This window comes from Leifsonia sp. 466MF, from assembly GCF_900100265.1.
GTDB lineage: Bacteria > Actinomycetota > Actinomycetes > Actinomycetales > Microbacteriaceae > Leifsonia.
Map to the genome: position 1 here is coordinate 2299566 of NZ_LT629696.1, position 25642 is coordinate 2325207.

The window sequence follows — 25642 nt, forward strand, 5'->3', positions numbered from 1 at the left end:
GAACTCACACCCGCCGGTCAGACTCGAAAGGCACCTCAGTGGAGATCCGCATCGGAATCGTCAACGCCCCCCGCGAGCTCAACTTCGAGTCGTCGCAGTCGGCCGAAGAGCTCGCCGGGCAGGTGCAGACCGCACTCGCCAGCGGCACCGGTGTCCTGCAGCTGACCGACGACAAGGGCCGGCTCTACGTCGTCCCGACCGCCGGTATCGCGTACGTCGAGATCGGCACCGAGGAGTCGCGCCGCATCGGCTTCGTCGGCTAGCCTCCCACTCGTGGAACTGCTCTTCGTCGTCCTCGGCGGGGCCATCATCGGCCTGGCCGGACGCTATCTGCTGCCGAACCGTCACACGCACGGCTCCGTGCTCATCCCGGCCGTCGGCGTCGTCTCGTCGGCCGTGCTCTGGGTGGCGCTCACCTGGGCCGGCCTGAAGTGGGACGGCGGCTGGATCTGGTGGATCACGCTCCTCGGCACCGCCCTCATCGTCGCGGTCGCCGACCTGCTGATCGGCCGCGTCCGCTCCACGAACGACGACCGCATGCTGCACGCGCTGGCGAAGGGCGCCGTGGCGCGCTGAGCGCACATTCGTGCCGAATGTGCGTTATCGCCCACGCTGAGCGCACATTCGGCACGAATGTCGCGGGCTAGGCGGTCAGGCCGAGCGCGTCCATCCGGCGCGTGTGCGCCGCGATCAGCTCCGTGAAGATCGGCTCGATGCGCGCATCGTCGGCGATCCTGTTACCCGAGAGGTGGAGCGCGGAGCGCGCGACGAGCAGCGTGTCGCCGACGAGCCTCCTGCCCCACATCGCGAGCCGAGACGCGAGCAGCGGATCGCCCGCGATCTGCGCGCGCAGCACCTCCAGCACGCCCTCCTGACCGGACTCCGAGCCGAGCAAGTGCGCGAGGCGCGGTCCGACATCGCCAGGAAGGCCGGCGGCGAGGCGGATGAAGAAGTCGTCGAGCAGGCCGCCCGTCACGAGGGCGGAGAGCAGCGTCTCGCGCCAGTCCGCGCCGACGATGAGCGCGCTGAAGCCCTCGATCTCATCCGCGAACGGCTTCATGGCGTCGGCCGGGTCGTCCCCTCGGCGCCGGATCTCGGCCACGATCCCCTGATGCTTCGACAGGGCATGACCGGCGGCCGCCGAGATGAGGCCCTTCGCGTGCAGGTCCTCCGCCTCGGCCGCGACGCGCGACAGCGTCTCGAACTGCTCCAGCTGGAGGTACGCGGACTGGCCGAGATACGGCAGCAGATCCGGCATCACCTCGTGCAGGTCCACACGGACGGTCGGGAGCGTGCGCGCCCGCGGAGTCAGGCGCGGGAGCTCGACGGAAGGCCGTCGCCGGGTGAACCAAGTCGACACGCTCAGCAGTGTATCGGGACCGTCCAGTAGGCTGGAGACGCCGTCGGCGCAGGATCGACGGCCCTACGCCTGCGACAGAGAAACAGGGCGTGGACACTCCAATCGAATCGACAGGCAATTCACCAGTGACTTTCTCAGAACTCAACATCGACCAGGACATGGTGGATCAGCTCGCCGCCAAGGGCATCATCGAGCCGTTCCCCATCCAGACGCAGACCATCCCTCTCGCGCTCACCGGCCAGGACATCATCGGCCAGGCGAAGACGGGAACCGGCAAGACCCTCGGCTTCGGCCTCCCCCTGATCCAGCGCCTCGGCCCGAACCCCGAGCCCGGCGTGAAGGCACTCGTCGTCGTGCCCACCCGCGAGCTGGCCATCCAGGTCTACGAAGACCTCGAGACGGCCGCCGCCGGACGCCCGACCTCCATCGCCAGCATCTACGGCGGCAAGGCCTACGAAGGCCAGATCGCCCAGCTGAAGGGCGGCGCGCAGATCGTCGTCGGCACTCCTGGGCGCCTCCTCGACCTCGCCGGTCAGCGCCTGCTGAACCTCGGCAGCGTCCAGGAGATGGTGCTCGACGAGGCCGACAAGATGCTCGACCTCGGCTTCCTCGCCGACATCGAGAAGCTGTTCGCGCAGACGCCGGCCACGCGCCACACCATGCTCTTCTCGGCGACCATGCCGGGCCCGATCGTCGCGCTGGCGCGCCGGTTCATGACCCGACCGGTCCACATCCGCGCGACCGACCCCGACGAGGGCCAGATCCAGGCGAACATCAAGCACCTGATCTACCGCGCGCACTCGCTCGACAAGGACGAGGTCATCGCCCGCATCCTCCAGGCCGAGGGCCGCGGCAAGACCGTGATCTTCACGCGCACCAAGCGCGCCGCCGCCAAGCTGGTCGAGGAGCTGAACGACCGCGGCTTCAACGCCGCCGCCGTGCACGGCGACCTCAACCAGGAGCAGCGCGAGCGCGCCATGGCCGCGTTCAAGGCGGGTAAGAAGGACATCCTCATCGCCACCGACGTCGCGGCTCGCGGCATCGACGTGGACGACGTCACGCACGTCATCAACCACACCATCCCGGACGACGAGAAGACCTACCTGCACCGCGCCGGCCGCACCGGCCGCGCGGGCAAGACCGGCATCGCCGTGACGTTCGTCGACTGGGAGGACCTGCACAAGTGGGCCCTCATCAACAAGGCGCTCGAGTTCGGTCAGCCGGAGCCGACGGAGACCTACTCGTCGTCGCCGCACCTCTACACCGACCTCGACATCCCGCAGGGCGTCAAGGGCCGGCTCAAGCCCACCCCGGCCGTCAAGGCGACCGAGTCGCCGCGCGGCGGCCGCACCGACTCCACCGGCCCGGAGAGCGGGGAGCGTTCGAGCAGCAGCCGCCGTCGCCGCACGCGCGGCTCCGGTCAGGGCGCGTCGCAGGGCTCGACGGCTCCCGACGACTCCGCGTCGGAGGGCGGCGAGGCCAAGGCCCCGGCCGCCGGCACCCACGACGGCGGCGGATCGCAACACCGCGACGGCAACAGCGCTCCGCGTCGTCGCCGTCGTCGCTCGCGCGGCGGCTCCGCCACCACCCCCGCCAGCTGACCTACCTCCCACGCGAACAGCTCCTGAGTTTTTCGCCCGATTCGTCAGGATCGGAGCGAAAAACTCAGGAGCTGTTTGCGTGGGACGGAGGACGCGCTCAGTACCAGTTGGGGTCGTGGCTCATCTCGAAGGTCCATGCGGCGCACGGGGAGCCGTAGGCGCGGTTGATGTAGTCGAGGCCCCAGTTGACCTGCGTGTTCTGGTTGGTCAGCCAGTCCGGGCCGGCCGACGCCATCTTGCTGGCGGGCCAGGCCTGCGGGATGCCGTACGCGCCACTCGACGTGTTGTAGGCGTCCGCCCGCCAGTCGGACTCATGGTTCCACAGCTTGATCAGGCAGCTCATCTGCTCGCCGCCCCAGCCGAAGGCCGGGAGGCGGCTCGCCGCGTACGCCTGGGCGCCGGCCGGGTCGACCACCATGCCGGGAGGCGGGGCGAACCCGTCGGACCCGCCGCCCGGGTTCGCGGCCGCCGCGGCCGCCGCGGCCGCCGCCTGCCCTTCGGCGTACGACTTCTCGACGGACGCCTCGGTGTTCTTCAGGGTCGCCAGCTGGGCGTACAGCGTGTCGGCGTGCTTCTTCTGGTCGGCGAGCTGAGCGTCGGCCGCCTGCTTCGCCGCGGTCGCGACGTCGAGGGCCTTCTTCGCATCCACCGCGAGCTGGTCGCGCACTTTCTGGGCGCTGGTCGCCTGCTCGCTGAGCGACGCGGCGAGGTTCTTCTGGGCGTTCGCCCTGGCGTACAGCGAGCTTGCCTGGTCGGCGAGCTTCGACACCGCGCCGAGCTGGTACAGCAGGGAGTCGGAGCGCGTCGCGTTCGGGCTGAGGAACAACCGGAGCGACACGGATGAGGTGCCCGCGCGGGTGAGCTGCTCGGCGAGCTTGCCGCTCTGGGCCTTGAGCGCATCCGCCTGGGCCGATGCCTCCTGCGCCTTCTCGGCCAGACCCTGCGCCTTGGCGGTCGCGGTCTGCAGGGCCGCCTCGGCGGTTCCGTACTCCCCCAGCCGCTTGACGGCGAGGTCGCCCGCGGCGTTCGCGGCGGTCTGCAGACCCGTCAGCAGACCGTTGATCCGGTCGACCTCGGCCTGGGCCGCGCTCGCGTTGTTCTTCGCGGCCTGCACGTCGTCCCACGACGGGTAGCTGTCGGCGTTCGCGGGCGTGACGCCCGCAACGACGACGAGGACGGCCGTCAGGGCGGCAGCGGCCGCCGATCCTCGCCAGAACCGTCTCACTCGCGCACCTCGCATCCTTCTCGCCCCGACGTCATGTCCGGGGTCCAGGCTACGTGCTGGTGGTCACGGAGCGTAGAAGGGCGCCGCGCCTGTCGCTTCTTCGATCATCGCGTCGACCACGGCCGGATCGGTGGTGTTCTCCCCCAGCCGGTTGGGCTTGCCCGCGCCGTGGTAGTCGCTCGATCCGGTGATGCGGAGGCCGTAGCGCGCCGCGAGCTCCCGCAGCCGTTCGACCCCGTCCGCCGTGTTCTCGCGGTGGTCGAGCTCCAGTCCGAAGAGCCCGGCGTCGACCAGGCGCCGCAGCCGGTCCTCCGGGATCACGCGGCCCCGGCCGCCGGTCGCGGGATGCGCCAGCACGGGCAGACCGCCCGCCCCGCGGATGAGGCGGACGCCGGTCAGCGGCTCCGGGGCGTAGTGCGGCTGGAAGTAGCCGCTCCGCCAGTGCAGGATCCCGGCGAACGCGGCGCTGCGGTCCGAGGCGAGCCCGCGCGCGACGAGCGCGTCGGCGATGTGCGGGCGCCCGACGGTCGCGCCCTCCGTCGCCTGCGCGAGGACGTCGTCCCACGTGATGTCGTAATCCTCGGAGATGCGCCGCACCATGTCCTCGGCTCGCCGCATCCGGCCGTCGCGGATGCGGCGGGTCTCGGCTACGAGGGCTTCGTTCGTCGGATCGAAGAGGTAGCCGAGCATGTGGACGCTGGCGAACTCGATGCGGGTCGACAGCTCCATCCCCGGGATGACGGTGATGCCGACGCGTGCGGCCTCGGCTGCGGCGTCCGCCCACCCGGCCGTGGAGTCGTGATCGGTGAGCGCGACGGTGCCCAGCCCCGCGTCGGCGGCGGCGCGGATGAGCTCGGCCGGGGTCTCCGTCCCGTCGGACACGCTGGAGTGCGTGTGCAGGTCGACGGGACCTCGGAACCGCCGCGCATCAGCCATGGTGACCATCCTAGGAGGGCGCTGACCGGCCGGGCGCATGGCGGCCAGCGGGTGGAAGAATGGACGCCATGTCCTCCCAGCCGACCACGCCAGCCACCGCAGACGCCGACATCGCGACCGACACCGTCGACGACCCGACCGCCGCAGCGGTCGCCACGACGACCGAGACGGATGCCGCCGCCGAGTCCGATGAGGCTCCGCGCGCGACGCAGAACCGCTCGACGACCCCGGGTTCCGACGCTTTCCGCGAGTACATCGGCTCGGGATGGGCCGAGCGTCCGGAGGTCGTGCCCGAGCCGCGCCGCCAGGCGCAGTATGCGGCGGCCCGTCGCGCGCGCGTGTCCGACCTGTTCCCCGGGAAGCGCCTCATCATCCCGGCCGGGCGCCTCGCGCAGCGCTCCAACGACACCGACTACCCGTTCCGCGCGCACTCGGCGTTCGCGTACCTGACCGGCTGGGGTTCGGACTCCGAGCCGGGCAGCGTCCTGGTGCTGGAGCCGACGGCGTCCGGACACGAGGCGACCCTGTACTTCCGTGAGCGGGCGGGACGCGACTCCGACGAGTTCTACGCGAACCCCGAGATCGGCGAGTTCTGGATCGGTCCCCGTCCGTCGCTCGCACAGGTCGCCGGTGACCTCGCGCTGGCCACCCGCGGCATCGCCGAGGTGCGCTCGGTGCTCGACGCGGTGGACGGCGACACGGTGGTGTTGCGCGAGGCCGACCGCGGCATCACGGACGACGCGGATGCGACGCGCCTGCTGCTGGGAGACGGTTCAGACGGCGACGGCGAGGGCACCGATGTCGACCCCGAGGACCACGACGAGGACGACCGGCTGGCCCGCGAACTCTCCGAGCTGCGCCTCGTCAAGGACGAGTACGAGATCGCCGAACTCCGCGCTGCGGTCGCGGCGACCGCCCGCGGCTTCGACGACGTGATCGCCGACCTGCCGCGCATCAATGCGCACCCGCGCGGCGAGCGACTCGTCGAGGGCGTCTTCTACGGCCGCGCCCGCGCCGACGGCAACGCGGTCGGCTACGACACGATCGCGGCGAGCGGGCCGCACGCGTGCATCCTGCACTGGACGCGCAACGACGGCCCCGTGGTGCCGGGCGACCTCATCCTGCTGGACGCGGGCGTCGAGCTGGACAGCTACTACACCGCCGACATCACCCGCACCTTCCCCATCGACGGCACCTTCACCGAGACGCAGCGCCTGATCTACGAGGCGGTGCGGGAGGCGGCGGACGCGGCGTTCGCGATCGTGCGACCCGGCATCCGGTTCCGCGAGATCCATGCGACCGCCATGGCGGTCATCGCTCGGCGCACCGCCGAATGGGGGCTGCTCCCGGTCAGCGCCGAAGAGGCCCTGGAGGTCGAGAACCAGCAGCATCGCCGCTACATGGTGCACGGGACGAGCCACCACCTCGGTCTCGACGTGCACGACTGCGCGCAGGCGCGCCGGGAGCTCTACCTCGACGGCGTGCTCCAGCCCGGAATGGTGTTCACGATCGAGCCCGGGCTCTACTTCCAGCCGGACGACCTGACCGTCCCCGAGAGCTTCCGCGGCATCGGCGTACGCATCGAGGACAACATCCTGGTCACCGAGGACGGCGCCGAGAACCTCTCCGCCGACATCCCGCGCACCGCGGACGATGTGGAGGCGTGGGTGCGGCGGCTCTCGCAGCGCTGAGGTGCACGTTGTGGCTGTTTCGCACGCGAAATAGCCGCCACGACGTGCACCTCAGCGGAGGGGGTCAGGCCGAGGGTGCGGGCGGACGCTCGTCGCCCGGCTGGGGAGCGACCGGCGGTGCCGACGCGGGAGGCGCGGGCGGCGGGTCGGACGGGTGCTGCGGCTGCGCGGGCGGCGTCCATCCCGGGGCCGCGGCCGGCTCCTCCGCTCCCCCGCTCGCGAGCAGGTTGCGTGCCCGGTTGCCGAGGTCGGAGTCGACGAGCACCGAGTAACTGGTCGCGATCACCTGCTGGACGGACGTGAAGTCGCGCCTGCGCCGGTTGATCGCGTAGGAGACGATGCCCCACAGCATCCCGAATCCCGCACCGAGGAGCAGCGCGGCGAGCACGAACGCGAGGCTGACCGACGGCGAGAAGATGATGAGCAGCAGGCCGAAGAAGATGCCGAGCCACGCACCGGACGCCGCACCCGCCAGTGCGACGCGGCCCCAGGTGAGCTTGCCGGTGACGCGCTCGACGCTCTTCAGGTCGCTGCCGACGATCGAGACCTTGTCGACGGGGAAGTCGGCGCGGGCCAGCACGTCGACCGCCTCCTGCGCCTCGGGATAGCTCTCGAAGGTGGCGACCACTTCGCCTCGCGGCAGGGTCGGGAAGAGGATTCGGTTGCGCCCGTTGTTCAGCCCAGGTGTGCTCATCCACCCATTGTTCCATCCAGTCTTCGCGAGGGCACGGAAACAGCCTTCGTTCACCTGCGAGGGCTAGGTTAACAGGGTGAGTTCGCCCAGAGTCTTCGTCGCCCGCCTGGCCGGGACGACCGTGTTCGATCCCGTCGGAGACCGGGTCGGCAAGGTCAGAGACGTCCTGGTCGTGTACCGCAAGAACGACCCTCCCCGCGTCGTCGGGTTGATCGTCGAGATCCCCGGGAAGCGCCGCGTGTTCCTGTCCATCGGGCGGGTCACCAGCATCGGCAGCGGGCAGATCATCACCAACGGCATCATCAACATGCGCCGCTTCGAGCAGCGCGGCGGCGAGGTGCGCGTGATCGCCGAGCTCCTCGGCCGTCGCGTGGTGTTCACCGACGGCGGCGGCGAGGCCACCATCGAGGACGTCGCGATCGAGGAGACCGAGACCGGCGACTGGGCGGTCAGCCAGCTGTTCGTCCGCAAGCCCAAGGCGGGCGGCTCCCCCTTCGCCAAGGGCGCGACGACGTTCGTGACCTGGAACGAGGTGCGCGAGAAGCAGAAGCTCGGCGAGGCGCAGTCGGCCGAGCAGCTCATCGCCACCTACTCGGAGCTGAAGCCCGCCGACCTCGCGAACACCCTCCTCGACCTCCCTCAGCAGCGGATGCTGGAGGTCGCGGAGGAGTTGCCGGACGACCGTCTCGCCGACGTTCTGGAGGAGATGCCGGAGAGCGAGCAGGTGCAGATCCTCGCCCAACTGAACGACGACCGGGCCGCCGACGTGCTCGACCAGATGGAGCCGGACGACGCAGCCGACCTCATCGCCCAGCTCTCCGACGAGCGCGGCGAGCACCTGCTGGAGCTCATGGAACCGGAGGAGGCGGACGACGTCCGCATGCTCCTCAGCTACAACCCGGACACCGCGGGCGGTCTGATGACGACCGAGCCGATCATCGTCTCGGCCGACGCGACGGTCGCGGAGGGCCTCGCCCTGATCCGCCGTCACGAGCTCGCGCCCGCGCTCGGCGCCGCGGTGTGCGTGACCCTGCCGCCCTACGAGCCGCCGACCGGCCGGTTCCTGGGCGTCGTGCACTTCCAGCGGATGCTGCGCTATCCCCCGCACGTGCGCCTCGGCACCCTGCTCGACCCGAGCCTGGAGCCGGTCACGGCAGACACCTCCGCGGCCGAGGTGTCGCGCATCCTCGCCTCGTACAACCTCGTCTCGGTCCCCGTGGTCGACGACAAGCATCGTCTCGTCGGGGTGGTGACCATCGACGACATCCTCGACTATCTGCTCCCCGACGACTGGCGAAGTCAAGACGAGGACGAGCCCGTGAAACGCACGGCGCCGTCCGACCAGACCGGAAGCATCCGCATCGTGAACGGAAGGAGGGGCGGAAGTGGCAGGAGGTAGGCAGGACGCGGGGCTCGACGCCCCGAAGGGACTCCGGACGCCGGTGCTGCGGCGCAGCCCGCTGGAGTCGCGCGACCGGTTCGGCCGGTTCACCGAGTGGATCGCGCGGGCGATGGGCACGCCCTGGTTCATCCTGGGGCTGACCGTCTTCGTCCTCGCGTGGATGGCGTGGAACACGCTCGCCCCGAACGCCTGGCGCTTCGACTCCGCGGCTCTGGGCTTCATCGCGCTGACGCTCGTGCTCTCGCTGCAGGCGTCGTATGCCGCTCCCTTGATCCTGCTCGCGCAGAACCGTCAGGACGACCGCGACCGCGTGCAGATCGAGCAGGACCGGCAGCGTGCAGAGCGCAACCTCGCCGACACCGAGTACCTGGCGCGCGAGGTCGTCGCCCTGCGGCTCGCGGTGAAGGACATGGCGACGAAGGACTTCATCCGCGCCGAGCTCCGCTCGCTGCTCGAAGACCTCGAGAGGGGCGACGCGGGCGAGGGCGAGCAGGCCCGTGCCTGAGCCGGACAGCGCGGGAGTCGATCTCGCCGTCGCCGTCCGGAGCGCGCTCGGGGCGGTGCTCGACCCCGAGATCCGCAAGCCGATCACCGAGCTCGACATGGTGGGCGGCGTGGAGGTGGATGCGCAGGGCCGTGCCGAGGTCGGCATCAAGCTGACCATCGTCGGGTGCCCGGCGGCCGACGCGATCGAACGGGACGTGCGCGCGGCGACGGCCGCGGTCCCCGGTGTGACCGAGGTCGCCGTCGACGTCTCCGTGATGACCCCCGCCGAGCGGCGTGCTCTGACCGACCGCCTGCGGGCGGGCCGGCCGGCGCGCGGTCAGCAGTTCGGCCCGGAGTCGCTGACCCGCGTCTACGCCGTCACGAGCGGCAAGGGCGGAGTCGGCAAGTCGACGGTCACGGCCAACCTCGCAGTCGCACTGGCGGAGCGCGGGCTACGGGTCGGGATCGTGGATGCGGACGTGCACGGCTTCTCCATCCCCGGCATCCTGGGCCTGACCGACGAGAACGGCGTCGCGCCGCGGCCGACGCGCGTGGATGACATGATCCTTCCGCCGGTCGCCTACGGCGTGAAGGTCGTCTCGATCGGGATGTTCGTCGATTCGGCCTCCGCGGCCGTCGCGTGGCGCGGGCCGATGCTGCACCGCACCATCCAGCAGTTCCTGTCGGACGTGTACTTCGGCGACCTCGACGTGCTGCTGCTCGACCTCCCGCCGGGCACCGGGGATGTCGCGATCTCGGTCGGCCAGCTGCTGCCCGGCGCGGAGGTGCTCGTGGTGACGACACCGCAGCCCGCCGCGGCTGACGTGGCCGAGCGCAGCGGCGTCGTCGCGCGTCAGACCGGCCAGCGGGTCATCGGCGTCATCGAGAACATGGCGGGGCTCGTGCAGCCGGACGGCAGCGTGCTCGACCTGTTCGGCTCCGGCGGCGGCGCCGAGGTCGCGCGACGGCTGTCGGCCGGCCAGGAGGAGGAGGTGCCGCTGCTCGCCAGCGTGCCCCTCAGCATCCCGCTGCGGGCCGGCGGCGACATCGGAGCGCCCATCGTGGTGACCGACCCTGCGGACCCCGCCGCCGCCGCGATCCGCGCCGTCGCCGACCGCCTGGCGACCCGCTCCCGCGGCCTCGCCGGCCGCAAGCTCGGTCTCTCCGTCCGCTGACGACCTCAGCATCAGCTCCTGAGTTTTTCGGCCTAGGAACGGCGTGTCGACCCGAAAAAGTCAGGAGCGGATTGCTTGGGACACCGGACGGGGTCAGGCGTCGGGAGGCTCTACGGCCCGGGCGAGCAGCTCGGTGAGGAGGCGTTCGGTGACGGGGCGCGGCAACGCCGAGACGAGCGCGAGCAGCGGTGCTTGATCGTCGGGGAGGCCGGGGGTCGCGCCTCCCGCGAGGCCGATCGAGCCCAGGATGTGGGCAGCCGTCGCCGAGTCGAGCTCCAGGTCGCCCGCCGCGAGCCCCGCCAACAGGTCCCCCGGCAGGGCGGCGAGCACCGCATCCCCGTCGACAGGGGGCACGCCGCGCGCCTCGTCGGCGGCACCGCGCAGGGCCGCCTCCAATTCGTCGATCCGCGCCTCCGTCACCGGCGTGATCGTGAGGTGGGTGGTGTGCGGGAGGCGCGTGCCGTCCGGCTGCACCAGCCCCGGCTGCAGCTGCAACACCCAGCCGCGGCGCCGCACCCGGTCGGCCCAGTGGTGCGGGTCGACGCGGCGCTCCGGCGGCACCGCGTCGTCGGTCGTGACGGCGAGCAGCGGACCGGTCGGGTCGCCGAGCACGCGCAGCCCCTCGATGTCGCCGACGATGTCCTGCAGCCCGCGGGTGGCACGACGGCACGACTCGGCGAGGCCGCCGAAACCGCGGGCTCCGAGCGCCTGGATGATCGCCCAGGATGCCGCGAGCGACCCGGCCGACTTCGACCCGAGCAGGGTGGAGTTGACGACCGGATACCCCGGCCAGCCGGTCGTCGCGAAGTACTGGCGCCGCTGACGGTCGCGCCCGCGCTGCAGAAGGACGCTGGCTCCCTTCGGCGCGTAGCCGTACTTGTGGAGGTCGGCCGAGACGCTCGTCACGCCGGGCACCCGGAAGTCCCACGCCGGCAGCGCCGATCCGTCCGCCGCCCGCCAGAACGGCAGGATCCACCCGCCGATGCAGGCATCCACATGGCAGGCCACCCCGGCGTCGTCGCACGCGGCGGCCACCTCCTCGATCGGGTCGAGTGTCGCGTACGGGTACGAGGGCGCCGAGACGACGACCAGCGCGACGTCCGGACCGATGCGCTCGATCAGACGGGATGCGTCGAGCCGCCCGGTCCGCGCATCCACAGGCACGAGGTCCAGCGTCAGGTCGAACAGTGCCGCCGCCTTCTGGAACGCCGCATGCACGGTCACGGGCGCGAGCAGGCGGGGCGTCCCCGTGCCGCCCGCGGCGCGCCAGAGGTCGCGCGCGGTCTTCACGGCGAGCAGGCACGACTCCGTGCCTCCTGAGGTCACCGAGCCGACCACGTCGTCCCCGCCGTGCAGCAGCTCGCGGGCGAACCCGACGACTTCGCGCTCCATCACCGCGACGGACGTGAATGTCGTCGGGTCCAGGCCGTTCACCGGCTGCACCAGCCGCATGGCCTCGGCCGCGAGCTCGTCGATCTCGGGCATCCCCGAGTCGTACACGTAGCTCAGCACCCGGCCGCCGTGCGTCGGGGCGTCCGCCTCGCGCAGGGCGGCGAGGCGCCCGAGGATGGCCGCTGCGTCAAACGACGACATCGATGTCTCCCTTCCGGAGCCGGTAGCGCGCCAGCGGCACCAGGCTGATCGCGATGATGATCGCCGGCACGAGGCTGAAGCTCAGGGCGATCCCGGCGACGGCGCTGGCCGGCTGAGACGCGCCCGCCTCCGCCACGGCCGCACTGCGCGAGACGTAGCCGCTCACCGCGAGCACGATGCTCAGCACGGTCGCGCCGAGCGCCATGCCCGTCGTCTCCCCCGCTGTCCACATGCCGCCGAACGTTCCCGCCCGACCCTCGCCGTTGCGCCGCGCGTCGTGCGAGATGACGTCGGGCAGCATGGCCATCGGCAGGGACTGCATGCCCGCGTACCCGGCTCCCGCCAGCGCCACGGGGGCATAGACCCACGCGCCGGGCGCCCACAGCAGCGCGACCATGGACAGGGCCGCCAGCCCGAACAGGACGCTCGCGATCACGAACCCGCGCTCCTTGCCGATGCGGCGCGCGATGACGCCCCACAGCGGCGTCACGATGAGCGCGGGGCCGATGAGCGCCACGAACAGGAACGTCACGGCGTCCTCCGAGTGGAGCACCCACGTGGCGACGTAGTTGGCCCCGGCGAGCATCAGGCCGGTGGCCAGTCCCTGCAGCAGGAACGTGAGCAGCAGAGCGCGGAACGGCTGGCTGTCGCGCAGCACGCGCACCCCGGCCGCGTAGTTCGAGCGCACGGTCGCGACGATGCTCTCCCGCGCCGGCGGCTCGGCAGCGGGCAGTCCGCGCGGCGCGACGAACGCCGAGACGAGCATCCCGGCGCCGATCGTCACACCCGCGACCAGTGCCATCAGGAAGTACCCCGCGAAGGCGTTGCCCCCGCCGAGGGACCGCAGCGCCGGCCCGCCCGCCCCGAACAGCAGGATGGCGAAGGTCAGAACCACCACGCGCCAGGTCAGCAGGCGCGTCCTCTGGTCGTATCCGGATGCGAGCTCGGCCGGCAGCGCGATGTACGGCACCTGGAACAGGCTGAACGCCGTCGCCGTCAGCACGAACGCGAGCAGCACCCAGACGGCGGCGGCCGCTGCCGTCGTCCCGGGCGGGACGGCGAATGTGAGCAGGAAGAACACCGGCAGCGCGAGCGCGCCGAGCAGCATCATCGGCCGGCGGGAGCCGCGCACGGCGAGCATCCGGTCGCTGCGGGCGCCGATCACCGGGTCGATCACCACGTCCCACACCTTGGCCACCGTCACGACCACGCCCGCGACGATCGCGGCGACACCCAGCGAGTCGGTGAGGTAGTACACGAGCACCAGCCCGGGAAGGGTCGCGAAGCCGCCCGTGCCGAGCGACCCGACGGCGTACCGCGCGACGGTCGCCCTGCTCAGCGACTGCTCCGTTGCGATCATGTCCGCAGCGTAGTGGATGCGCGACCGCGCAGCCCGCCGCGCCGCGTCAGGTGGACTCGGTGTCGTACGGCGGGATCGCCCCGGCCGTCAGCGGCAGCTTCCGCTGCGCGTACGCGGACTGCGTCACGGGCTTGATCGCGCCGGCGGCCTCCGGGCCGTCCTCGAGCAGCGCTTCGCGGATGATGCGGCGCGGGTCGTACTGGCGGGGGTCGAGCTTCTTCCAGTCGACCTCGTCGAACTCGGGGCCCATCTCATCCCGCATCCGGTCCTTCGCGCCGTTGGCGAAGTCGCGCAGCGACCGCACCAGCTGACCGAGCTTCGCGGCGTACGCGGGCAGGCGCTCCGGGCCGATGACGAACGCGGCGATCACCGCCACGATCAGCAGCTTGTCGAAGGTCAGCCCGAACACGTTTCCAGGGTATCGCGGCGGTGCCTGCACGGATGCCGCATGAGCCCGCCGTATCCTGTGAAGAGGCCCGCGCCCGAGGCCGATCGACGGGAGTGCAGTGTCAGACAAGGACTCGAACTGGAGATTCGCCGACGACATCGTCGTCGAGAGCGATGTGATCGCCCGGGCACGGCAGCAGTCGCTCGAACTGGGCATCGACCCCATCTCGCCCGCGACCGGCGCCCAGGCGGCCGTCGTCGTGGCGGCGACGCGTGCCGAGAACGTCGTCGAGATCGGAACCGGCGTCGGAGTCTCGGGCCTGTGGCTCCTCACCGGCGGCACGGATGCGCAGCTCACCTCCATCGACGTGGAGGTCGAGTACCAGCAGCATGCCCGCGCGTTCTTCACCGAGGCGGGGCTGCCGTCGAACCGTGTGCGGCTCATCCCCGGTCGTGCGCTCGAGGTGCTGCCGCGTATGAACGAGAACTCGTACGACATCGTCTTCATCGACGCCGACCCGCAGTCGGTCATCGAGTACGTCGAGCACGGGCTGCGCCTGGTGCGCCCGGGCGGAACGGTGCTCGTCGCCCGCGCGCTCTGGCGTGGACGCGTCGCCGACCCGGCGGCGCGTGACGAGGTCGCGACCGGCTTCCGCACGCTCATCACCGAGACGTCCGCGTCCGGCGCGGTCATCAGCGCCCTGTCGCCGGCCGGCGAGGGGCTGCTGCAGATCACCAAGCTCGCGCCGTAGGCGACCGGCCCACCGGCCCAACACATGCGAGAAGGGCCCCGATCGATTCGATCGGGGCCCTTCTCTATACAGCGTATGGTCAGGCGGAGGTCACGACGCTGGCAAGCGCGTCGTGGAGCTCTTTGGCTTCCGCGTCGTTGACGGAGACCACCAGTCGTCCCCCACCCTCGAGCGGCACACGCACGATGATGAGCCGTCCCTCCTTCACAGCCTCCATCGGCCCGTCCCCGGTCCTCGGCTTCATGGCCGCCATGCAGCTCCCCTTTCGTGGATGTCCTTCTATTATCCGACATCGTTGCCGACGTGCGGAAATCGGAGGGATCACGGAGGTGACCAGTCGTATCCGTTGATGAACCAGCAGACGGCGACCCAGCCCACCTGCAGGGCGATGAACAGGGCGACGATCGCCACGCGGTAGACCCGGCTCCGCGGCAGGGCGAGCGCGCCGAGCAGGGGGAACAGCGGCATCAGCAGCCGGAACGTGCTCGACTGCGGGAAGAACACGGCGAGCAGGTAGAGCGAGTACGCGGCCACCCAGAACCGCAGGTCGACGCCGAGCCTCCGCACCGCCGGGGAGAACAGCAGGATGCCGAACAGCGCCACGATGACGACCAGCGCGGCCATGCCCACCCAGCCGGGGATGCCGAGCATGGCGCTCGCCCACCAGTCGGCCCCCTGGAACCAGGGCGTGAACGGCACCAGGTGCGTGTACCCGATGTACGCCGACCGCCAGGCCAGCTCCGTGTCGGTGTAGGCCGTGAGCGAGCCCGTCCCGATCGCGGCGATCGCCGGCCAGGCGAGTCCCGCGAGGCCGCTGAAGACGGCGAGCGAGACGCTGAGCACGCGCTCGCGCACCGGGAACGGGTCGTCGCGCCGCCGCATCCACCGGTAGCCGACGTGCAGCACGAGGGCGAGGGCGAACGCGAGCCCCGACGGGCGCGTGAATGCCATCGCCAGGACGACAGGGAACAGCCAGGCGTATCGCCGCTCGACGAGCAGCAGCAGCGCGGTCACGAGAAGCAGGATGTACAGCGACTCGGCGTACGCCACCTGGAACAGGGGCGAGACGGGCGCGACGCAGAACAGGACGACAGCGAACAGGCTGGTCGAGGCGCTCAGGCCCACGCGGCGCATCAGCTGATGGAACACCAGGGCCGCCCCGGCGCCCGCCGCGAACGACACCAGCACCGCGGCCATCGGCCAGGGCAACCGGGTCAGGAACATGACCGCGTCGACGAGCCCCGGGTAGCCGGGGAGGAACGCCCACGCGTTCTCGGCGACATGCACACCGTCGGTCGTCGGAAGGCCGGCGGGATAGCCGGAGCCGGCGACGATCTCGTACCAGCGCCCGTCCCACAGGTTCGCGAACGAGAAGTAGTCGGGCGACGCGCTCGTCCAGGCGTTCGCGCCCTCCGCGGCGGCGAAGCTCAGGAGGATGACGGTCGTGACCGCGCGCGCCCCCAGATAGATCAGGAGGACCCGCACCCACCACAGCGTCCACCACGGGCCGCGGGCGACCGCCCGGCCGCCCGCCTCATCCGGCAGCGCCGTGGAGTCAGCGCGCGCCGGCGCCGGTGAGCCAGGCACGCAGCCCCTCCTCGACCGCGACGATCTGCTCGACGTCGACGCGCTCGTCGTCGGCGTGCGCCTTCAGCGGGTCGCCGGGGCCGTAGTTGACCGCGGGGATGCCCATGGCGCTGAACCGGGCGACGTCCGTCCACCCGTACTTCGGCTTCGCCACACCGCCGACTGCGGCGACGAACTCCTGCGCGAGGGGCGCATCCAGTCCCGGGCGGGCGCCGTCTGCACGGTCGACGACCGTGATCTCGTAGTCGCCGAACAGCTCGTGCATGTGCTCGATGGCCTCCTGCGACGAGCGCGACGGAGCGAAGCGGTAGTTGATGTGGACCATGCACTCGTCCGGGATGATGTTGCCGGCCACTCCCCCGGAGATGCCGACCGCATTGAGGCCCTCCTTGTAGACGAGCCCGTCGACCTCGACCTCACGCGCCTGGTAGCCCGCGAGGATGTCCAGGATGGGCGCGGCCTTGTGGATGGCGTTGTCGCCGACCCAGCCGCGGGCCGAGTGGGCACGCAGGCCGTAGGTGCGCACTTCGACGCGGAGGTTGCCGTTGCAGCCGCCCTCCACGACGCCGTTGCTCGGCTCGCCGAGGATGCCGAAGTCGCCGACGAAGAGGTCGGGCCGGTTGCGGGCGAGGCGGCCGAGGCCGTTCAGCTCGGCGTTGACCTCCTCGTGGTCGTACCACATCCACGTGACGTCGACGGAGGGATCTGTCAGCTCGGCGGCGAGCTTCAGCTGCACGGCGACGCCGGCCTTCATATCCACGGTTCCGCGGCCCCACAGATAGCGGATGCCGTCGTGCTCCTCGAACCGCGTCGGCAGGTTGTTGTTGAGCGGGACGGTGTCGATGTGCCCGGCGATCAGCGCCCGCCGGCCGCGGCCCAGGTCGGTGCGCGCGACGATCGCGTCGCCGTCGCGGATGACCTCCAGATGCGGCAGGCCGGTCAGCGCGGCCTCCATCGCGTCGGCGAGGGTGCCCTCCCCGCCGGAGACGGACTCGATGTCGCACAGCTGGCGTGTGAGGTCGATGGACGAGGCGGTCAGGTCGAGGGGAACACTGCTGATCTGCACCCTACTAACCTAGGGGCATGCCCTCTGCCGTGCCTGAAAATTCCGCCGCGCCCCGCTCCACCGACGTCCGTTCCACCGACGTCCGTTCCGCCTGGGGCTACGGGCTCGCGACGGTGTCCGCCGATGGAACCGTGCTCGACACCTGGTTCCCCGAGCCCCAGCTCGGCAGGCTGCCGGCGGGCCGCGACCGCTGGATCGCCCCGGCCGAGCTCGAGGAGCTGGCCGGCGACGACCCGCGCCGCGCCGTGCGCGTCGACATCGTGACGGTCGAGATCGAACTGGATGCGCCTCCCGCCTCCACGCCCGACGCGTACCTGCGCCTGCACCTGCTGTCGCACCTGCTCGTGCAGCCCAACGGCCTCAACCTGGACGGCGTGTTCGCGCACCTGCCCACCGTCGCGTGGACGAACGCCGGACCGGTGAACCCGGCCGACCTCGACCGGTTGCGTCCGCGTCTGCAGCGCGCCGGCATCCAGGTCTCGGGCATCGACAAGTTCCCGCGGCTGCTCGACTACGTGACGCCGGAGCGCGTGCGCATCGCCGACGCATCCCGGGTGCGCCTCGGCGCGCACCTGGCCCCGGGCACGACCGTGATGCACGAGGGATTCGTCAACTTCAACTCCGGCACACTCGGCACCTCGATGGTCGAAGGCCGTATCTCGCAGGGCGTCGTCGTGGGCGACGGCTCGGACATCGGCGGCGGCGCATCCATCATGGGGACGCTGTCCGGCGGCGGAACGCACCGCGTCTCGATCGGCGAGCGGGCCCTGCTCGGCGCGAACTCTGGCATCGGCATCTCGATCGGCGACGACTCGGTCGTCGAGGCCGGTCTCTACGTGACCGCAGGAACCAAGGTCGTGCTGGTCGGCGAGGCGCCGACCGCGGACGGCCGCCCCCGCACGGTGAAGGCCGCCGAGCTGTCCGGTCAGCCCGGCCTCCTCTTCCGCCGCAACTCCCTCACGGGAGCCGTCGAGGTCCTCCGCCGCAACGGCACCGGCGTGGAGCTCAACGCGGCGCTGCACGCCTAGCCCCGCTGCCCCCTCGCGTCACGATCCGACGCGGCCCCTCGTCTTTGAGGGTGATGAGCAGAGTTTGGACGGCTGTTGCCGGGCTGGCGGTCGCCGGGGCGGTGCTCCTGGGCACGACCGGATGCGGTGACGTCGGGCACCGCATCCTGTACGGAACGCTGAAGCCGAAGTCGACTCACGAGTATCAGCGGGAGTCGGCATTGGAGTTCCGCACGGTGTGGGCGAACGTGGAACGAATTCGCTTCACGGAGGAGGGCGGCAAGCCAGGCCTCGGTGCCTCGTGGCGCGCGAATGCTGTCGCCACCATCGAGGGCAGGGACTACGAGGTGATCATCGGCCCGCACGCGCTGGCGGTTCTGCATACCGATCCACCTCCCAAGACGCCGACGTTGCCCCCGACAGCCTCGCCCGTGGTCCTGACGGTGACTTACAGCGATGGGTCAACCGAGGTCATCGACTGATGCCAGTACGTGCGTGTCACGTCATGATCTGATACTCCCATCGTCTCTGAGAGTGATGAACAAATTTCGGACAGTTGTCGCAGGGCTGGCGGTCGCTGGTGCGCTGCTCGCGGGCACGACCGCGTGCGCTGAGATGGGAGACCGCATTCTGTACGGGAACTCGACCGAGAGACCGAAGTCGAATCTCGAGTACCAACGAGAGTCGGCCCTTCACTTCCGTTCGCGATGGGCGAATGTCGAAGAGATCCGGTTCAAGCGCGAAGGTGGCAAGCCGGGACTCGGAGCGGCCTGGAGCGTCAACGCGATCGCCACCCTCGACGGGGAGGAGATAGAGGTGATCATCGGCCCCGACACGCTCGGATTTCCGCTAGGAGACTCGCCTCCGATGATGCCCACTCTTCCCCCTTCGGTACCTCGCATCGCCATGACCGTGTTCTACAGCGACGGCACATCGGAGGTCTTCGAATGACGACGCAGAAGGAAGACCATGACATCGCCAAAGAGGCGTATCTCGTCGACCCGCTGGCCCGGGACCCTCCGTACACCGCAGGCTCAAGATTCAAGGTAGGTCCCGACGATGTCGAGTACCTCGTCTACGACTCGCACCACGATCCGGTCTCCGGGTTCCAGGGCATGGCGGTGGTGCCCGTGGTCGCAGGCAAGCCGGACTTCTCGCACGTCACGATCGCATTCGCCGGCACGAACCCGGAGCATCGGGCGGACATCCTCGCAGACACCATGTCGGTCGTGGGCGGGGACACCGGGCCCGGTACGCAGGCGTCGGAGGCGATGGAGTTCGCCCGACGGGTCCGGGAGAGCGTCAAGAAAGAGCACCCCGAAGCGTCGTACTCCACGGTGGGGCATTCGCTCGGCGGGTGGCAGGCGATGCTGGTCGCGGCAGAGTTCGGTTGGGCCGGAGTGTCCTTCAATGGTCCGGACCCCTGGGACAGCCTTTCTCCGCGGGCGAAGGAATGGCTTCAGAGGCAGCGGGACGCCGGCCGTAACCCGATGGTCAACTATGTCAACGAGTGGGACCTGATCGGGAACCTGTCGGGCAACGGCACCGGGGCCGCGAAGTACGTCGGCGGTCCGCGGGGAAAGGGACCATTCGGTCACCACGATCTGGAGACGGCCTACGAGTTCAACGCCGACGGCTCGCTCAAGCGTCTGGGAGTGGAGGGTCGCAGCGACTGGGAGATCAGCCAGAACCAGGTTGCGGGACTCCCGGCCGGCCTGCAGCCTCAGTTCACGCCGATCATCGCCGGCCTGTACGGACGTCTGCGCCTGCCCCTGGTCGGAGAGGTCGTCGGAACCATCGCCTCCGGCGCCACGGTCCTGGTCGATACCGTGGCCGCGCTCGACCTGGCCTCCTCGATCGGCTCGCTGGGCATCTCCCTGGAGGCCATCAAGGCGGCGAACGCCGGCCTTCCCGGTCAGCTGCAGTCCGTCCTGGATGCCGGCAGGAGCACGGTGTCGATGATCCCCTTCGTCACTCCGGCGGATGTAGAGGAATGCATCAGCACCCACCGGCTGAATCCGCACCAGCGCATCGACCTCGACGCGGTCGCAGAGGTGGACCGGCGCGTCGACACTCACACGCTCGTGGTCGCCCAATTGTCCGAAGGGGTCGTCAAGGCCGTCGTTCACACACTGGAGCAGGATGGCCAGTGGGCGTCCCGCTTCTCACCGCTGCGCTGAAAGGAGACGCTCGTGTCGTTCTTACCGGAGATCTCGTCCAGCACCATTGCTGACGTGCTGGATGACGCCCTCAGAACCGCCTCGGACGCGGTCGAAACCCTGACTCACGTCGATCAGATCCTGCACCGGGCTGCGGTCGACCTGCTGAACCTCGCCCTCCCGACAATCGTCCGGGCCGGTTCGGTACCGGTGCAGGCGGCCGCCCTGGCGGTCGTTTCCGCCTCGAGCGGCCGTATCGGCCTCACCCTCGGTGGCGCCGCGTTCAGCAACACCGTGCTCGGAGGCGAGGTCGCGAAGAAGGTCGCCCAGGGGATCGACACGCTGAAAGCGGACAGCGACTACGGCAAGGCGGTGAACAGCATCACATGGTGACGTATCGATCGCTCGGCGAACTCGAGAGCGCCCACGACGAGGAGAGCGCAGCTGCCCGGCGCCGACTGGAAGACGCGGAAGAGCATCTCATGCACTACCGGTCGCAGATCGACCGGATCCAGGAGAGCGTCTACCAGGCCGTCGCTCAGCATGGTGCCGCCGATGACCCCGACTTCCGCCACGAGTTCCAGCGTTTCGCCGACCGGCACGAGGAAGCGGCTCACGAGGCGGACCGCGTCGTGACCAGGTACCAGGAGCAATACGAAGACCTGCAGCGAGAGCAGTCCCGCGAACGGGAACGGTTTGTACAAGATCACCGCTGAAGCCCCGGGCCGGCCAAGACGGTCCACGCCGGTGCGGTTGACGCGACACGCCGTCCGCCCGAGAGCGGGAACGGCATGTCTCGTCAACCAGATACTCGCTAGACGAGGGTGAGGACGGAGGCGGGGTCGGCGAGGATGCGGCCGATGTCGGCGAGGAAGCGGGAGGCCTGCTCGCCGTCGACGATCCGGTGGTCGAACGTCAGCGCGAGGGTGAGCACCTGGCGGAGCGCGATGCCGCCGTCGTGCTCCCACGGCTGACGACGCACCGCGCCCACAGCGAGGATCGCCGCCTCACCGGGCGTCAGGATGGGCGTCCCCGCATCCACGCCGAACACGCCGACGTTGGTGATCGTGATCGTGCCGCCGCTGAGGTCCGCCGGGGCGGTCCGACCCGCCCGCGCGGTCTCGGCGAGGCTGCGGATCGCGCCGGAGAGGCCGCCGAGCGTCATGCCGTCCGCGTCTCGGATCACCGGCACCATCAGCCCACGCGGCGTCGCCGCCGCGATGCCGAGATGCACGTACTCCGCCTGGACGATCTCGTTCGCGGCATCGTCCCACCGGGAGTTGACCTCCGGGGTTCGGCGCACCGCAAGCAGCAGCGCCTTGGCGACGACGGCCAGCAGCCCCGGCCGCGCCTCGGCCAGCTCGGGCAGCGCGCGCAGTCGCGAGATCAGCTCCATCGTCGGCGTCACGTCGATCGTCAGGAACACGGTCGCCTGCGGCGCACCGAACGCGCTCCGGACCATCGCGTCGGCGGTCGCCTTGCGGACGCCCCGGATCGGGATGCGCTTCTCGCGCGCTCCCGCATCCACCGTGGCCGCGCCGGCCGCTGTCGCGGAGCCGCTCCCCCGCTGTTCGGCGTACTGCTGCACATCCCCACGCGTGATCAGCCCGCGGTCACCCGAGCCGGCCACCGACGCCAGGTCGACACCGAGCTCGCGCGCGAATTTGCGCACCGGCGGGGTCGCGCGCGGGCGCTCGGCCAACGCGGTCGCCGTCGCGCCCGTGTTCGGGGCCGGCGAGGCAGCTGAGGCAGTCGCAGCCACAGTCGTCACGGCCGTCTGGGCCGTCGCGACCGAACCCGCACCCGCCGCCGCACTTCCGGCCACGGCCAACCCCGGCCGTGCCCTCCGCGCCGGGCGCGCACCCGACTCCGGCCGCGCGCCATATCCGACCAGCGTCGGCTCTCGCCCGTCCGGCGACGCCGCAGGAGCCGTCTCCGACGCGGGAGCAGCAGGAGCCGCCAGCGCGTCCCCCTCCGGCTCGCCCGCATCCACCTCGAACGCCACGAGCGGCTCGCCGACGGCCACCGTGACCCCCGGCTCCACGAACAGGCGGGAGACGCGCCCGTCGTACGGCGCCGGCAGCTCGACGAGCGCCTTGGCCGTCTCCACCTCGGCGATGATCTGGTTGAGCTGCACGGTGTCGCCGACGGCGACCTTCCAGGCGACCAATTCCGACTCGGTCAGTCCCTCGCCGAGGTCGGGCAGCGCGAACTCGCGGACGGCCATCAGTCCTCCACCCCGCTCAGCGAGTTCGGGCGGTCCATGGCGCGGTCGATGCCGTCCAGGATGCGGTCCAGGTCCGGCAGGTGCGCCGACTCCAGGCGTGCCGGCGGGTACGGGATGTCGTGCCCGGTCACACGCACCGGCGCGTGCTCCAGGTGGTAGAAGCACCGCTCGGTGATCGACGCCGAGATCTCGGCGGCCAGCCCTCCCGACAACGCAGCCTCATGCGTCACCACGAGACGGCCGGTGCGCTTCACCGACGCGACGACCGTGTCGAGGTCGAGCGGCGACAGCGAGCGCAGGTCGATGACCTCCACCGACACGCCCTCGTCGCCCGCGGCCACGGCCGCGTCGCGCGCGAGTTGCACCAGTCCGCCGTACGTGACCAGGGTCACGTCGGTGCCCTGCGTCAGCACCCGCGCTGTGCCCATCGGGCGCGCGTCGGCGAGCGGGGCGTCCTCATCCACCTCGCCCTTGGCGTGGTAGCGGCGCTTCGGCTCGAAGAACAGCACCGGGTCGTCCGACGCGATGGCCTGCTGGATGAGCGTGAACGCGTCCTGCGGATCGGACGGGCTGACCACTCGCAGCCCGGCGGTGTGCGCGAAGTACGCCTCCGGCGAGTCCGAGTGGTGCTCGGCCGAGCCGATGCCGCCCGCGAACGGCACCCGGATCACGATCGGCATGCGCACAGCGCCCTGCGTCCGGTAGTGCATCCGCGCGACCTGGTTCACGATCTGGTCGAAAGCCGGATAGATGAAGCCGTCGAACTGGATCTCCACCACCGGCCGGTACCCGCGGTACGCCATCCCGACCGCCGTGCCCAGGATCCCGGACTCCGCGAGCGGCGAGTCCATCACCCGGCGCGGCCCGAACTCGGTCTGCAGGCCGTCCGTGACGCGGAAGACGCCGCCGAGCGTGCCGATGTCCTCCCCCATCAGGACGACGTGGTCGTCGGCGGCCAGCGCTCGCCGGAGCCCGGCATTGATGGCCTTGGCCATGCTCAGTGAGGTCATCGTCCGTCGCTCCCCACGAAGGTGCGCAGGTAGCGCGAGTAGTGGTCCCGCTGGCGCGTGAGGCCGGTGTGCGGTTCGGCGTACACGTTGTCGAAGACGGTGAGCGGGTCGGGGTCGGCGAGCGTGGTGATGCCCGCGCGCATCTCTGCCGCGACGGCGTCGGCCTTCGCGGTGATCGCCGCGCGGCGTTCGTCCGTGAGGGCTCCCTGCGCGACGAGGTACGCCTCCACCCGGGCGAGCGGGTCCTTGCCGCGCCAGGCGTCGAGTTCGGACGCGTCGCGGTAGCGGGTCGGGTCGTCGGCGGTCGTGTGCGGTCCCATCCGGTACGTCACCGCCTCGATGAAGGTGGGGCCGCCACCGGAGCGGGCGCGGTCGAGCGATGCGCGCGTCACCGCGAGCACGGCCAGCACGTCGTTGCCGTCGACACGGACGCTCGGCACGCCGAAGCCGGGCGCGCGGTCGGCGATGGGACGCTGCGCCTGAAGGGACACCGGCTCCGAGATCGCGTACTGGTTGTTCTGGCAGAAGAAGATCACGGGGGCCGCGTACGTCGCCGCGAAGATCAGTGCTTCGTTCACATCCCCTTCGCTGGTGGCGCCGTCGCCGAAGTAGGCGACCGCCACCGCATCGGTGCCGTCGGCCTGGATGCCGAGGGCGTAGCCGGTCGCGTGAAGCGTCTGAGCGCCGATGATCACCTGCGGGGTGGCCATGTTGATGTCGTACGGGTTCCAGCCGCTCTGGGTCGTGCCGCGCCAGACACGCAGCAGGTCGACCAGGCCGGCGCCGCGGCAGTACGCGACGCCGTGCTCGCGGTAGCTGGAGAAGACGAAGTCGTCGGTGCGGAGCGCGCGCCCGGAGCCGATCTGAGCGGCCTCCTGGCCCAGCAGCGGCGGCCAGAGACCGAGCTCGCCCTGACGCTGCAGTGCGGTCGCCTCGGCGTCGATGCGGCGGATGACCTGCATGTCCTCGTAGAGCGCGAGCAGCTGGTCGGTTCCGATGTCGGAGACCCAGGCGTCGTAGCGGTCGTCCTCGTGCCGGACGCCGTCGGAGTCGAGGAGGCGGACGAGCCCGAGGTCGCTCATGCTGGTCTCGCGGAGGCCGTCCTCGCCGAGCCGGAGCTCGTCCATGGCACCGAGGTCCGTGTGGGAGCCGCCCCGACGGGTGGCGGGCTGATTGTCGATCGTCACGGTTCACGCAACCTTCACTCTCGCGCCCGGCCGACGCTGCTTGTGGCGCGCACGACCGGCTTCCGGCCCCTTCGCCGGAATTAGGTGGAAGGCTACGCTGTGCGATCAGCGCGCACAACCATCGGCGTGTCGACCGTGCAGGATGCACTATCCGGCCGGACGCGCTGCTGCTAGGTTTCACACTATGCGCAGCTTCGACAGCACCGACCGTCGCATCCTTCTGGCCCTCGCAGACGACCCCCGATCGACGAACGTGTCCCTCGCCGATCGGCTCGGCCTCAGCCGCAACACGGTCCAGGCGCGGGTCGCCGAGCTGGAGCGCAGCGGCGCGTTCCTGTCATTCGAGCGGCGCATCTCCGCCCGCGTCGCCGGGTATCCGCTGGCCGCCTTCGTCAACGTGCACGTGCGGCAGCAGCGGCTGGCGGCGGTCGTGGAGAGCCTCGCCGCCATCCCCGAGATCGTGCAGGCGCACGGGCTGTCCGGCCCGTCCGACCTACTGCTGCGCGTCGTGTGCGTCGACGCGGAGGACCTCTTCCGCATCACCGGCATCATCCAGTCGACGGACGGCGTCGACCGCGCAGAGACATCCCTCGACATGGGCGAGCTCATCCCCTTCCGCCTGCGCCCCCTCCTCACCCGCGACGCCTGACCCACGCCATCAGCTCCTGAGTTTTTCGGCCCGAAACCCGCCAGCCGACCCGAAAAACTCAGGAGCTGATGGCGTGATTGCCGAGCCG

The 25642-nt window shown here is 70.7% G+C and carries 28 protein-coding genes; 15 read left to right on the forward strand and 13 right to left on the reverse strand.

Features of this window, described 5'->3' with window-relative positions:
* The first annotated feature begins 38 nt into the window (after nucleotides 1–38).
* A complete protein-coding gene (locus tag BLR91_RS10955) occupies nucleotides 39–263 on the forward strand; it encodes a DUF3107 domain-containing protein (RefSeq protein WP_018190477.1) in 225 nt (74 codons plus the stop codon).
* A gap of 10 nt (nucleotides 264–273) precedes the next feature.
* Complete coding sequence (locus BLR91_RS10960; RefSeq protein ID WP_020075134.1) at nucleotides 274–576, forward strand: hypothetical protein; 303 nt, start codon at nucleotides 274–276, stop codon at nucleotides 574–576.
* Nucleotides 577–643: 67 nt separating this feature from the next.
* Here BLR91_RS10960 and BLR91_RS10965 read toward each other — a convergent pair whose 3' ends face one another.
* A complete protein-coding gene (locus BLR91_RS10965) occupies nucleotides 644–1360 on the reverse strand; it encodes a ferritin-like fold-containing protein (protein ID WP_020075135.1) in 717 nt (238 codons plus the stop codon).
* 125 nt (nucleotides 1361–1485) lie between these two features.
* On the opposite strand from BLR91_RS10965, the gene BLR91_RS10970 reads away from it, so the two are divergent.
* Nucleotides 1486–2961: a DEAD/DEAH box helicase gene (locus BLR91_RS10970; protein ID WP_089875320.1), complete on the forward strand. Its 1476-nt coding sequence runs from the start codon at nucleotides 1486–1488 to the stop codon at nucleotides 2959–2961.
* Between the two features lie 97 nt (nucleotides 2962–3058).
* Here the strand turns inward: BLR91_RS10970 and BLR91_RS10975 are convergent, their stop codons facing one another.
* On the reverse strand, nucleotides 3059–4186 hold the full coding sequence (locus BLR91_RS10975; RefSeq protein ID WP_018190473.1) for a hypothetical protein: 1128 nt from the start codon (nucleotides 4184–4186) through the stop codon (nucleotides 3059–3061).
* A 63-nt stretch (nucleotides 4187–4249) separates the two neighbouring features.
* On the reverse strand, nucleotides 4250–5122 hold the full coding sequence (locus tag BLR91_RS10980; protein WP_020075136.1) for a PHP domain-containing protein: 873 nt from the start codon (nucleotides 5120–5122) through the stop codon (nucleotides 4250–4252).
* A gap of 59 nt (nucleotides 5123–5181) precedes the next feature.
* Between BLR91_RS10980 and BLR91_RS10985 the strand changes: the two genes are divergently transcribed.
* Nucleotides 5182–6813, forward strand: coding sequence for an aminopeptidase P family protein (locus tag BLR91_RS10985; protein ID WP_089875319.1), 1632 nt, complete (start codon nucleotides 5182–5184; stop codon nucleotides 6811–6813).
* 64 nt (nucleotides 6814–6877) lie between these two features.
* On the opposite strand, the gene BLR91_RS10990 is transcribed toward BLR91_RS10985, so the two are convergent.
* Complete coding sequence (locus BLR91_RS10990; RefSeq protein ID WP_018190468.1) at nucleotides 6878–7507, reverse strand: general stress protein; 630 nt, start codon at nucleotides 7505–7507, stop codon at nucleotides 6878–6880.
* A gap of 76 nt (nucleotides 7508–7583) precedes the next feature.
* On the opposite strand from BLR91_RS10990, the gene BLR91_RS10995 reads away from it, so the two are divergent.
* From BLR91_RS10995 to BLR91_RS11005, 3 genes are read left to right on the forward strand one after another with little or no spacing between them, the layout of a single operon-like run.
* The gene (locus BLR91_RS10995) at nucleotides 7584–8906 is read left to right on the forward strand and encodes a magnesium transporter MgtE N-terminal domain-containing protein (protein ID WP_018190467.1); all 1323 of its coding nucleotides are present in this window, start codon (nucleotides 7584–7586) and stop codon (nucleotides 8904–8906) included.
* Nucleotides 8893–9414, forward strand: coding sequence for a DUF1003 domain-containing protein (locus BLR91_RS11000; RefSeq protein WP_018190466.1), 522 nt, complete (start codon nucleotides 8893–8895; stop codon nucleotides 9412–9414). Before BLR91_RS10995 ends, BLR91_RS11000 begins: the two co-directional genes overlap by 14 nt.
* Entirely contained in the window at nucleotides 9407–10570 is a 1164-nt protein-coding gene (locus BLR91_RS11005) for an Mrp/NBP35 family ATP-binding protein (RefSeq protein ID WP_089875318.1), read from the forward strand. The genes BLR91_RS11000 and BLR91_RS11005 overlap by 8 nt, the downstream gene beginning before the upstream one ends.
* Before the next feature lie 93 nt (nucleotides 10571–10663).
* Here BLR91_RS11005 and BLR91_RS11010 read toward each other — a convergent pair whose 3' ends face one another.
* From BLR91_RS11010 to BLR91_RS11020, 3 genes are read right to left on the reverse strand one after another with little or no spacing between them, the layout of a single operon-like run.
* A complete protein-coding gene (locus tag BLR91_RS11010; RefSeq protein ID WP_089875317.1) occupies nucleotides 10664–12163 on the reverse strand; it encodes a pyridoxal phosphate-dependent decarboxylase family protein in 1500 nt (499 codons plus the stop codon).
* Complete coding sequence (locus tag BLR91_RS11015) at nucleotides 12150–13523, reverse strand: MFS transporter (protein ID WP_089875316.1); 1374 nt, start codon at nucleotides 13521–13523, stop codon at nucleotides 12150–12152. The genes BLR91_RS11010 and BLR91_RS11015 overlap by 14 nt, the downstream gene beginning before the upstream one ends.
* Before the next feature lie 46 nt (nucleotides 13524–13569).
* Nucleotides 13570–13932 carry a twin-arginine translocase TatA/TatE family subunit gene (locus BLR91_RS11020; protein ID WP_018190462.1) on the reverse strand — a complete coding sequence of 121 codons (363 nt, stop codon included), beginning with the start codon at nucleotides 13930–13932 and terminating at the stop codon, nucleotides 13570–13572.
* A 97-nt stretch (nucleotides 13933–14029) separates the two neighbouring features.
* On the opposite strand from BLR91_RS11020, the gene BLR91_RS11025 reads away from it, so the two are divergent.
* On the forward strand, nucleotides 14030–14662 hold the full coding sequence (locus BLR91_RS11025) for an O-methyltransferase (protein WP_018190461.1): 633 nt from the start codon (nucleotides 14030–14032) through the stop codon (nucleotides 14660–14662).
* A 79-nt stretch (nucleotides 14663–14741) separates the two neighbouring features.
* Here BLR91_RS11025 and BLR91_RS11030 read toward each other — a convergent pair whose 3' ends face one another.
* The 3 genes from BLR91_RS11030 to dapE all read right to left on the reverse strand — a co-directional run bounded on the left by BLR91_RS11030 (nucleotide 14742) and on the right by dapE (nucleotide 17315).
* On the reverse strand, nucleotides 14742–14915 hold the full coding sequence (locus tag BLR91_RS11030; RefSeq protein WP_018190460.1) for a DUF3117 domain-containing protein: 174 nt from the start codon (nucleotides 14913–14915) through the stop codon (nucleotides 14742–14744).
* A 68-nt stretch (nucleotides 14916–14983) separates the two neighbouring features.
* On the reverse strand, nucleotides 14984–16249 hold the full coding sequence (locus tag BLR91_RS11035; protein ID WP_089875315.1) for a hypothetical protein: 1266 nt from the start codon (nucleotides 16247–16249) through the stop codon (nucleotides 14984–14986).
* A complete protein-coding gene (gene dapE / locus BLR91_RS11040; protein WP_089875314.1) occupies nucleotides 16218–17315 on the reverse strand; it encodes a succinyl-diaminopimelate desuccinylase in 1098 nt (365 codons plus the stop codon). Before dapE ends, BLR91_RS11035 begins: the two co-directional genes overlap by 32 nt.
* Nucleotides 17316–17332: 17 nt before the next feature.
* On the opposite strand from dapE, the gene dapD reads away from it, so the two are divergent.
* Genes dapD through BLR91_RS11070 form a run of 6 tightly spaced genes read left to right on the forward strand, consistent with a single transcriptional unit; the run spans nucleotide 17333 to nucleotide 21197 of the window.
* The gene (dapD, locus tag BLR91_RS11045) at nucleotides 17333–18343 is read left to right on the forward strand and encodes a 2,3,4,5-tetrahydropyridine-2,6-dicarboxylate N-succinyltransferase (protein ID WP_089875313.1); all 1011 of its coding nucleotides are present in this window, start codon (nucleotides 17333–17335) and stop codon (nucleotides 18341–18343) included.
* 53 nt (nucleotides 18344–18396) lie between these two features.
* Nucleotides 18397–18804: a hypothetical protein gene (locus BLR91_RS11050; RefSeq protein ID WP_231918889.1), complete on the forward strand. Its 408-nt coding sequence runs from the start codon at nucleotides 18397–18399 to the stop codon at nucleotides 18802–18804.
* 52 nt (nucleotides 18805–18856) lie between these two features.
* Nucleotides 18857–19273 carry a hypothetical protein gene (locus BLR91_RS11055; RefSeq protein ID WP_231918890.1) on the forward strand — a complete coding sequence of 139 codons (417 nt, stop codon included), beginning with the start codon at nucleotides 18857–18859 and terminating at the stop codon, nucleotides 19271–19273.
* Nucleotides 19270–20502, forward strand: coding sequence for a DUF6792 domain-containing protein (locus BLR91_RS11060; protein WP_089875311.1), 1233 nt, complete (start codon nucleotides 19270–19272; stop codon nucleotides 20500–20502). The genes BLR91_RS11055 and BLR91_RS11060 overlap by 4 nt, the downstream gene beginning before the upstream one ends.
* A 12-nt stretch (nucleotides 20503–20514) precedes the next feature.
* Nucleotides 20515–20874, forward strand: coding sequence for a hypothetical protein (locus tag BLR91_RS11065; protein WP_089875310.1), 360 nt, complete (start codon nucleotides 20515–20517; stop codon nucleotides 20872–20874).
* Entirely contained in the window at nucleotides 20868–21197 is a 330-nt protein-coding gene (locus BLR91_RS11070) for a hypothetical protein (protein ID WP_089875309.1), read from the forward strand. Before BLR91_RS11065 ends, BLR91_RS11070 begins: the two co-directional genes overlap by 7 nt.
* 98 nt (nucleotides 21198–21295) lie before the next feature.
* On the opposite strand, the gene BLR91_RS11075 is transcribed toward BLR91_RS11070, so the two are convergent.
* From BLR91_RS11075 to pdhA, 3 genes are read right to left on the reverse strand one after another with little or no spacing between them, the layout of a single operon-like run.
* A complete protein-coding gene (locus BLR91_RS11075) occupies nucleotides 21296–22708 on the reverse strand; it encodes a dihydrolipoamide acetyltransferase family protein (RefSeq protein ID WP_089875308.1) in 1413 nt (470 codons plus the stop codon).
* Nucleotides 22708–23718 (reverse strand): alpha-ketoacid dehydrogenase subunit beta, encoded by a 1011-nt coding sequence (locus BLR91_RS11080; RefSeq protein ID WP_026307126.1) that lies wholly within the window; start codon nucleotides 23716–23718, stop codon nucleotides 22708–22710. Before BLR91_RS11080 ends, BLR91_RS11075 begins: the two co-directional genes overlap by 1 nt.
* Nucleotides 23715–24845 (reverse strand): pyruvate dehydrogenase (acetyl-transferring) E1 component subunit alpha, encoded by a 1131-nt coding sequence (gene pdhA / locus BLR91_RS11085; RefSeq protein ID WP_442911256.1) that lies wholly within the window; start codon nucleotides 24843–24845, stop codon nucleotides 23715–23717. Before pdhA ends, BLR91_RS11080 begins: the two co-directional genes overlap by 4 nt.
* Nucleotides 24846–25089: 244 nt before the next feature.
* Between pdhA and BLR91_RS11090 the strand changes: the two genes are divergently transcribed.
* The gene (locus BLR91_RS11090; RefSeq protein ID WP_089875306.1) at nucleotides 25090–25554 is read left to right on the forward strand and encodes an Lrp/AsnC family transcriptional regulator; all 465 of its coding nucleotides are present in this window, start codon (nucleotides 25090–25092) and stop codon (nucleotides 25552–25554) included.
* Nucleotides 25555–25642 lie beyond the last annotated feature (88 nt).

What these genes read in the sequence shown, in the direction of transcription:
- BLR91_RS11080 (WP_026307126.1), bottom strand. Translation starts at nt 23,718, where the DNA reads ATGACCTCACTGAGCATGGCCAAGGCCATCAATGCCGGGCTCCGGCGA.
- BLR91_RS11090 (WP_089875306.1), top strand. Translation starts at nt 25,090, where the DNA reads ATGCGCAGCTTCGACAGCACCGACCGTCGCATCCTTCTGGCCCTCGCA.
- BLR91_RS10985 (WP_089875319.1), top strand. Translation starts at nt 5,182, where the DNA reads ATGGACGCCATGTCCTCCCAGCCGACCACGCCAGCCACCGCAGACGCC.
- BLR91_RS11075 (WP_089875308.1), bottom strand. Translation starts at nt 22,708, where the DNA reads ATGGCCGTCCGCGAGTTCGCGCTGCCCGACCTCGGCGAGGGACTGACC.
- BLR91_RS11030 (WP_018190460.1), bottom strand. Translation starts at nt 14,915, where the DNA reads ATGGCGGCCATGAAGCCGAGGACCGGGGACGGGCCGATGGAGGCTGTG.
- BLR91_RS11050 (WP_231918889.1), top strand. Translation starts at nt 18,397, where the DNA reads ATGAGCAGAGTTTGGACGGCTGTTGCCGGGCTGGCGGTCGCCGGGGCG.
- BLR91_RS11070 (WP_089875309.1), top strand. Translation starts at nt 20,868, where the DNA reads ATGGTGACGTATCGATCGCTCGGCGAACTCGAGAGCGCCCACGACGAG.
- BLR91_RS10990 (WP_018190468.1), bottom strand. Translation starts at nt 7,507, where the DNA reads ATGAGCACACCTGGGCTGAACAACGGGCGCAACCGAATCCTCTTCCCG.
- BLR91_RS11060 (WP_089875311.1), top strand. Translation starts at nt 19,270, where the DNA reads ATGACGACGCAGAAGGAAGACCATGACATCGCCAAAGAGGCGTATCTC.
- BLR91_RS11010 (WP_089875317.1), bottom strand. Translation starts at nt 12,163, where the DNA reads ATGTCGTCGTTTGACGCAGCGGCCATCCTCGGGCGCCTCGCCGCCCTG.
- dapD (WP_089875313.1), top strand. Translation starts at nt 17,333, where the DNA reads ATGCCCTCTGCCGTGCCTGAAAATTCCGCCGCGCCCCGCTCCACCGAC.
- BLR91_RS11015 (WP_089875316.1), bottom strand. Translation starts at nt 13,523, where the DNA reads ATGATCGCAACGGAGCAGTCGCTGAGCAGGGCGACCGTCGCGCGGTAC.
- pdhA (WP_442911256.1), bottom strand. Translation starts at nt 24,845, where the DNA reads ATGGACGAGCTCCGGCTCGGCGAGGACGGCCTCCGCGAGACCAGCATG.
- BLR91_RS10980 (WP_020075136.1), bottom strand. Translation starts at nt 5,122, where the DNA reads ATGGCTGATGCGCGGCGGTTCCGAGGTCCCGTCGACCTGCACACGCAC.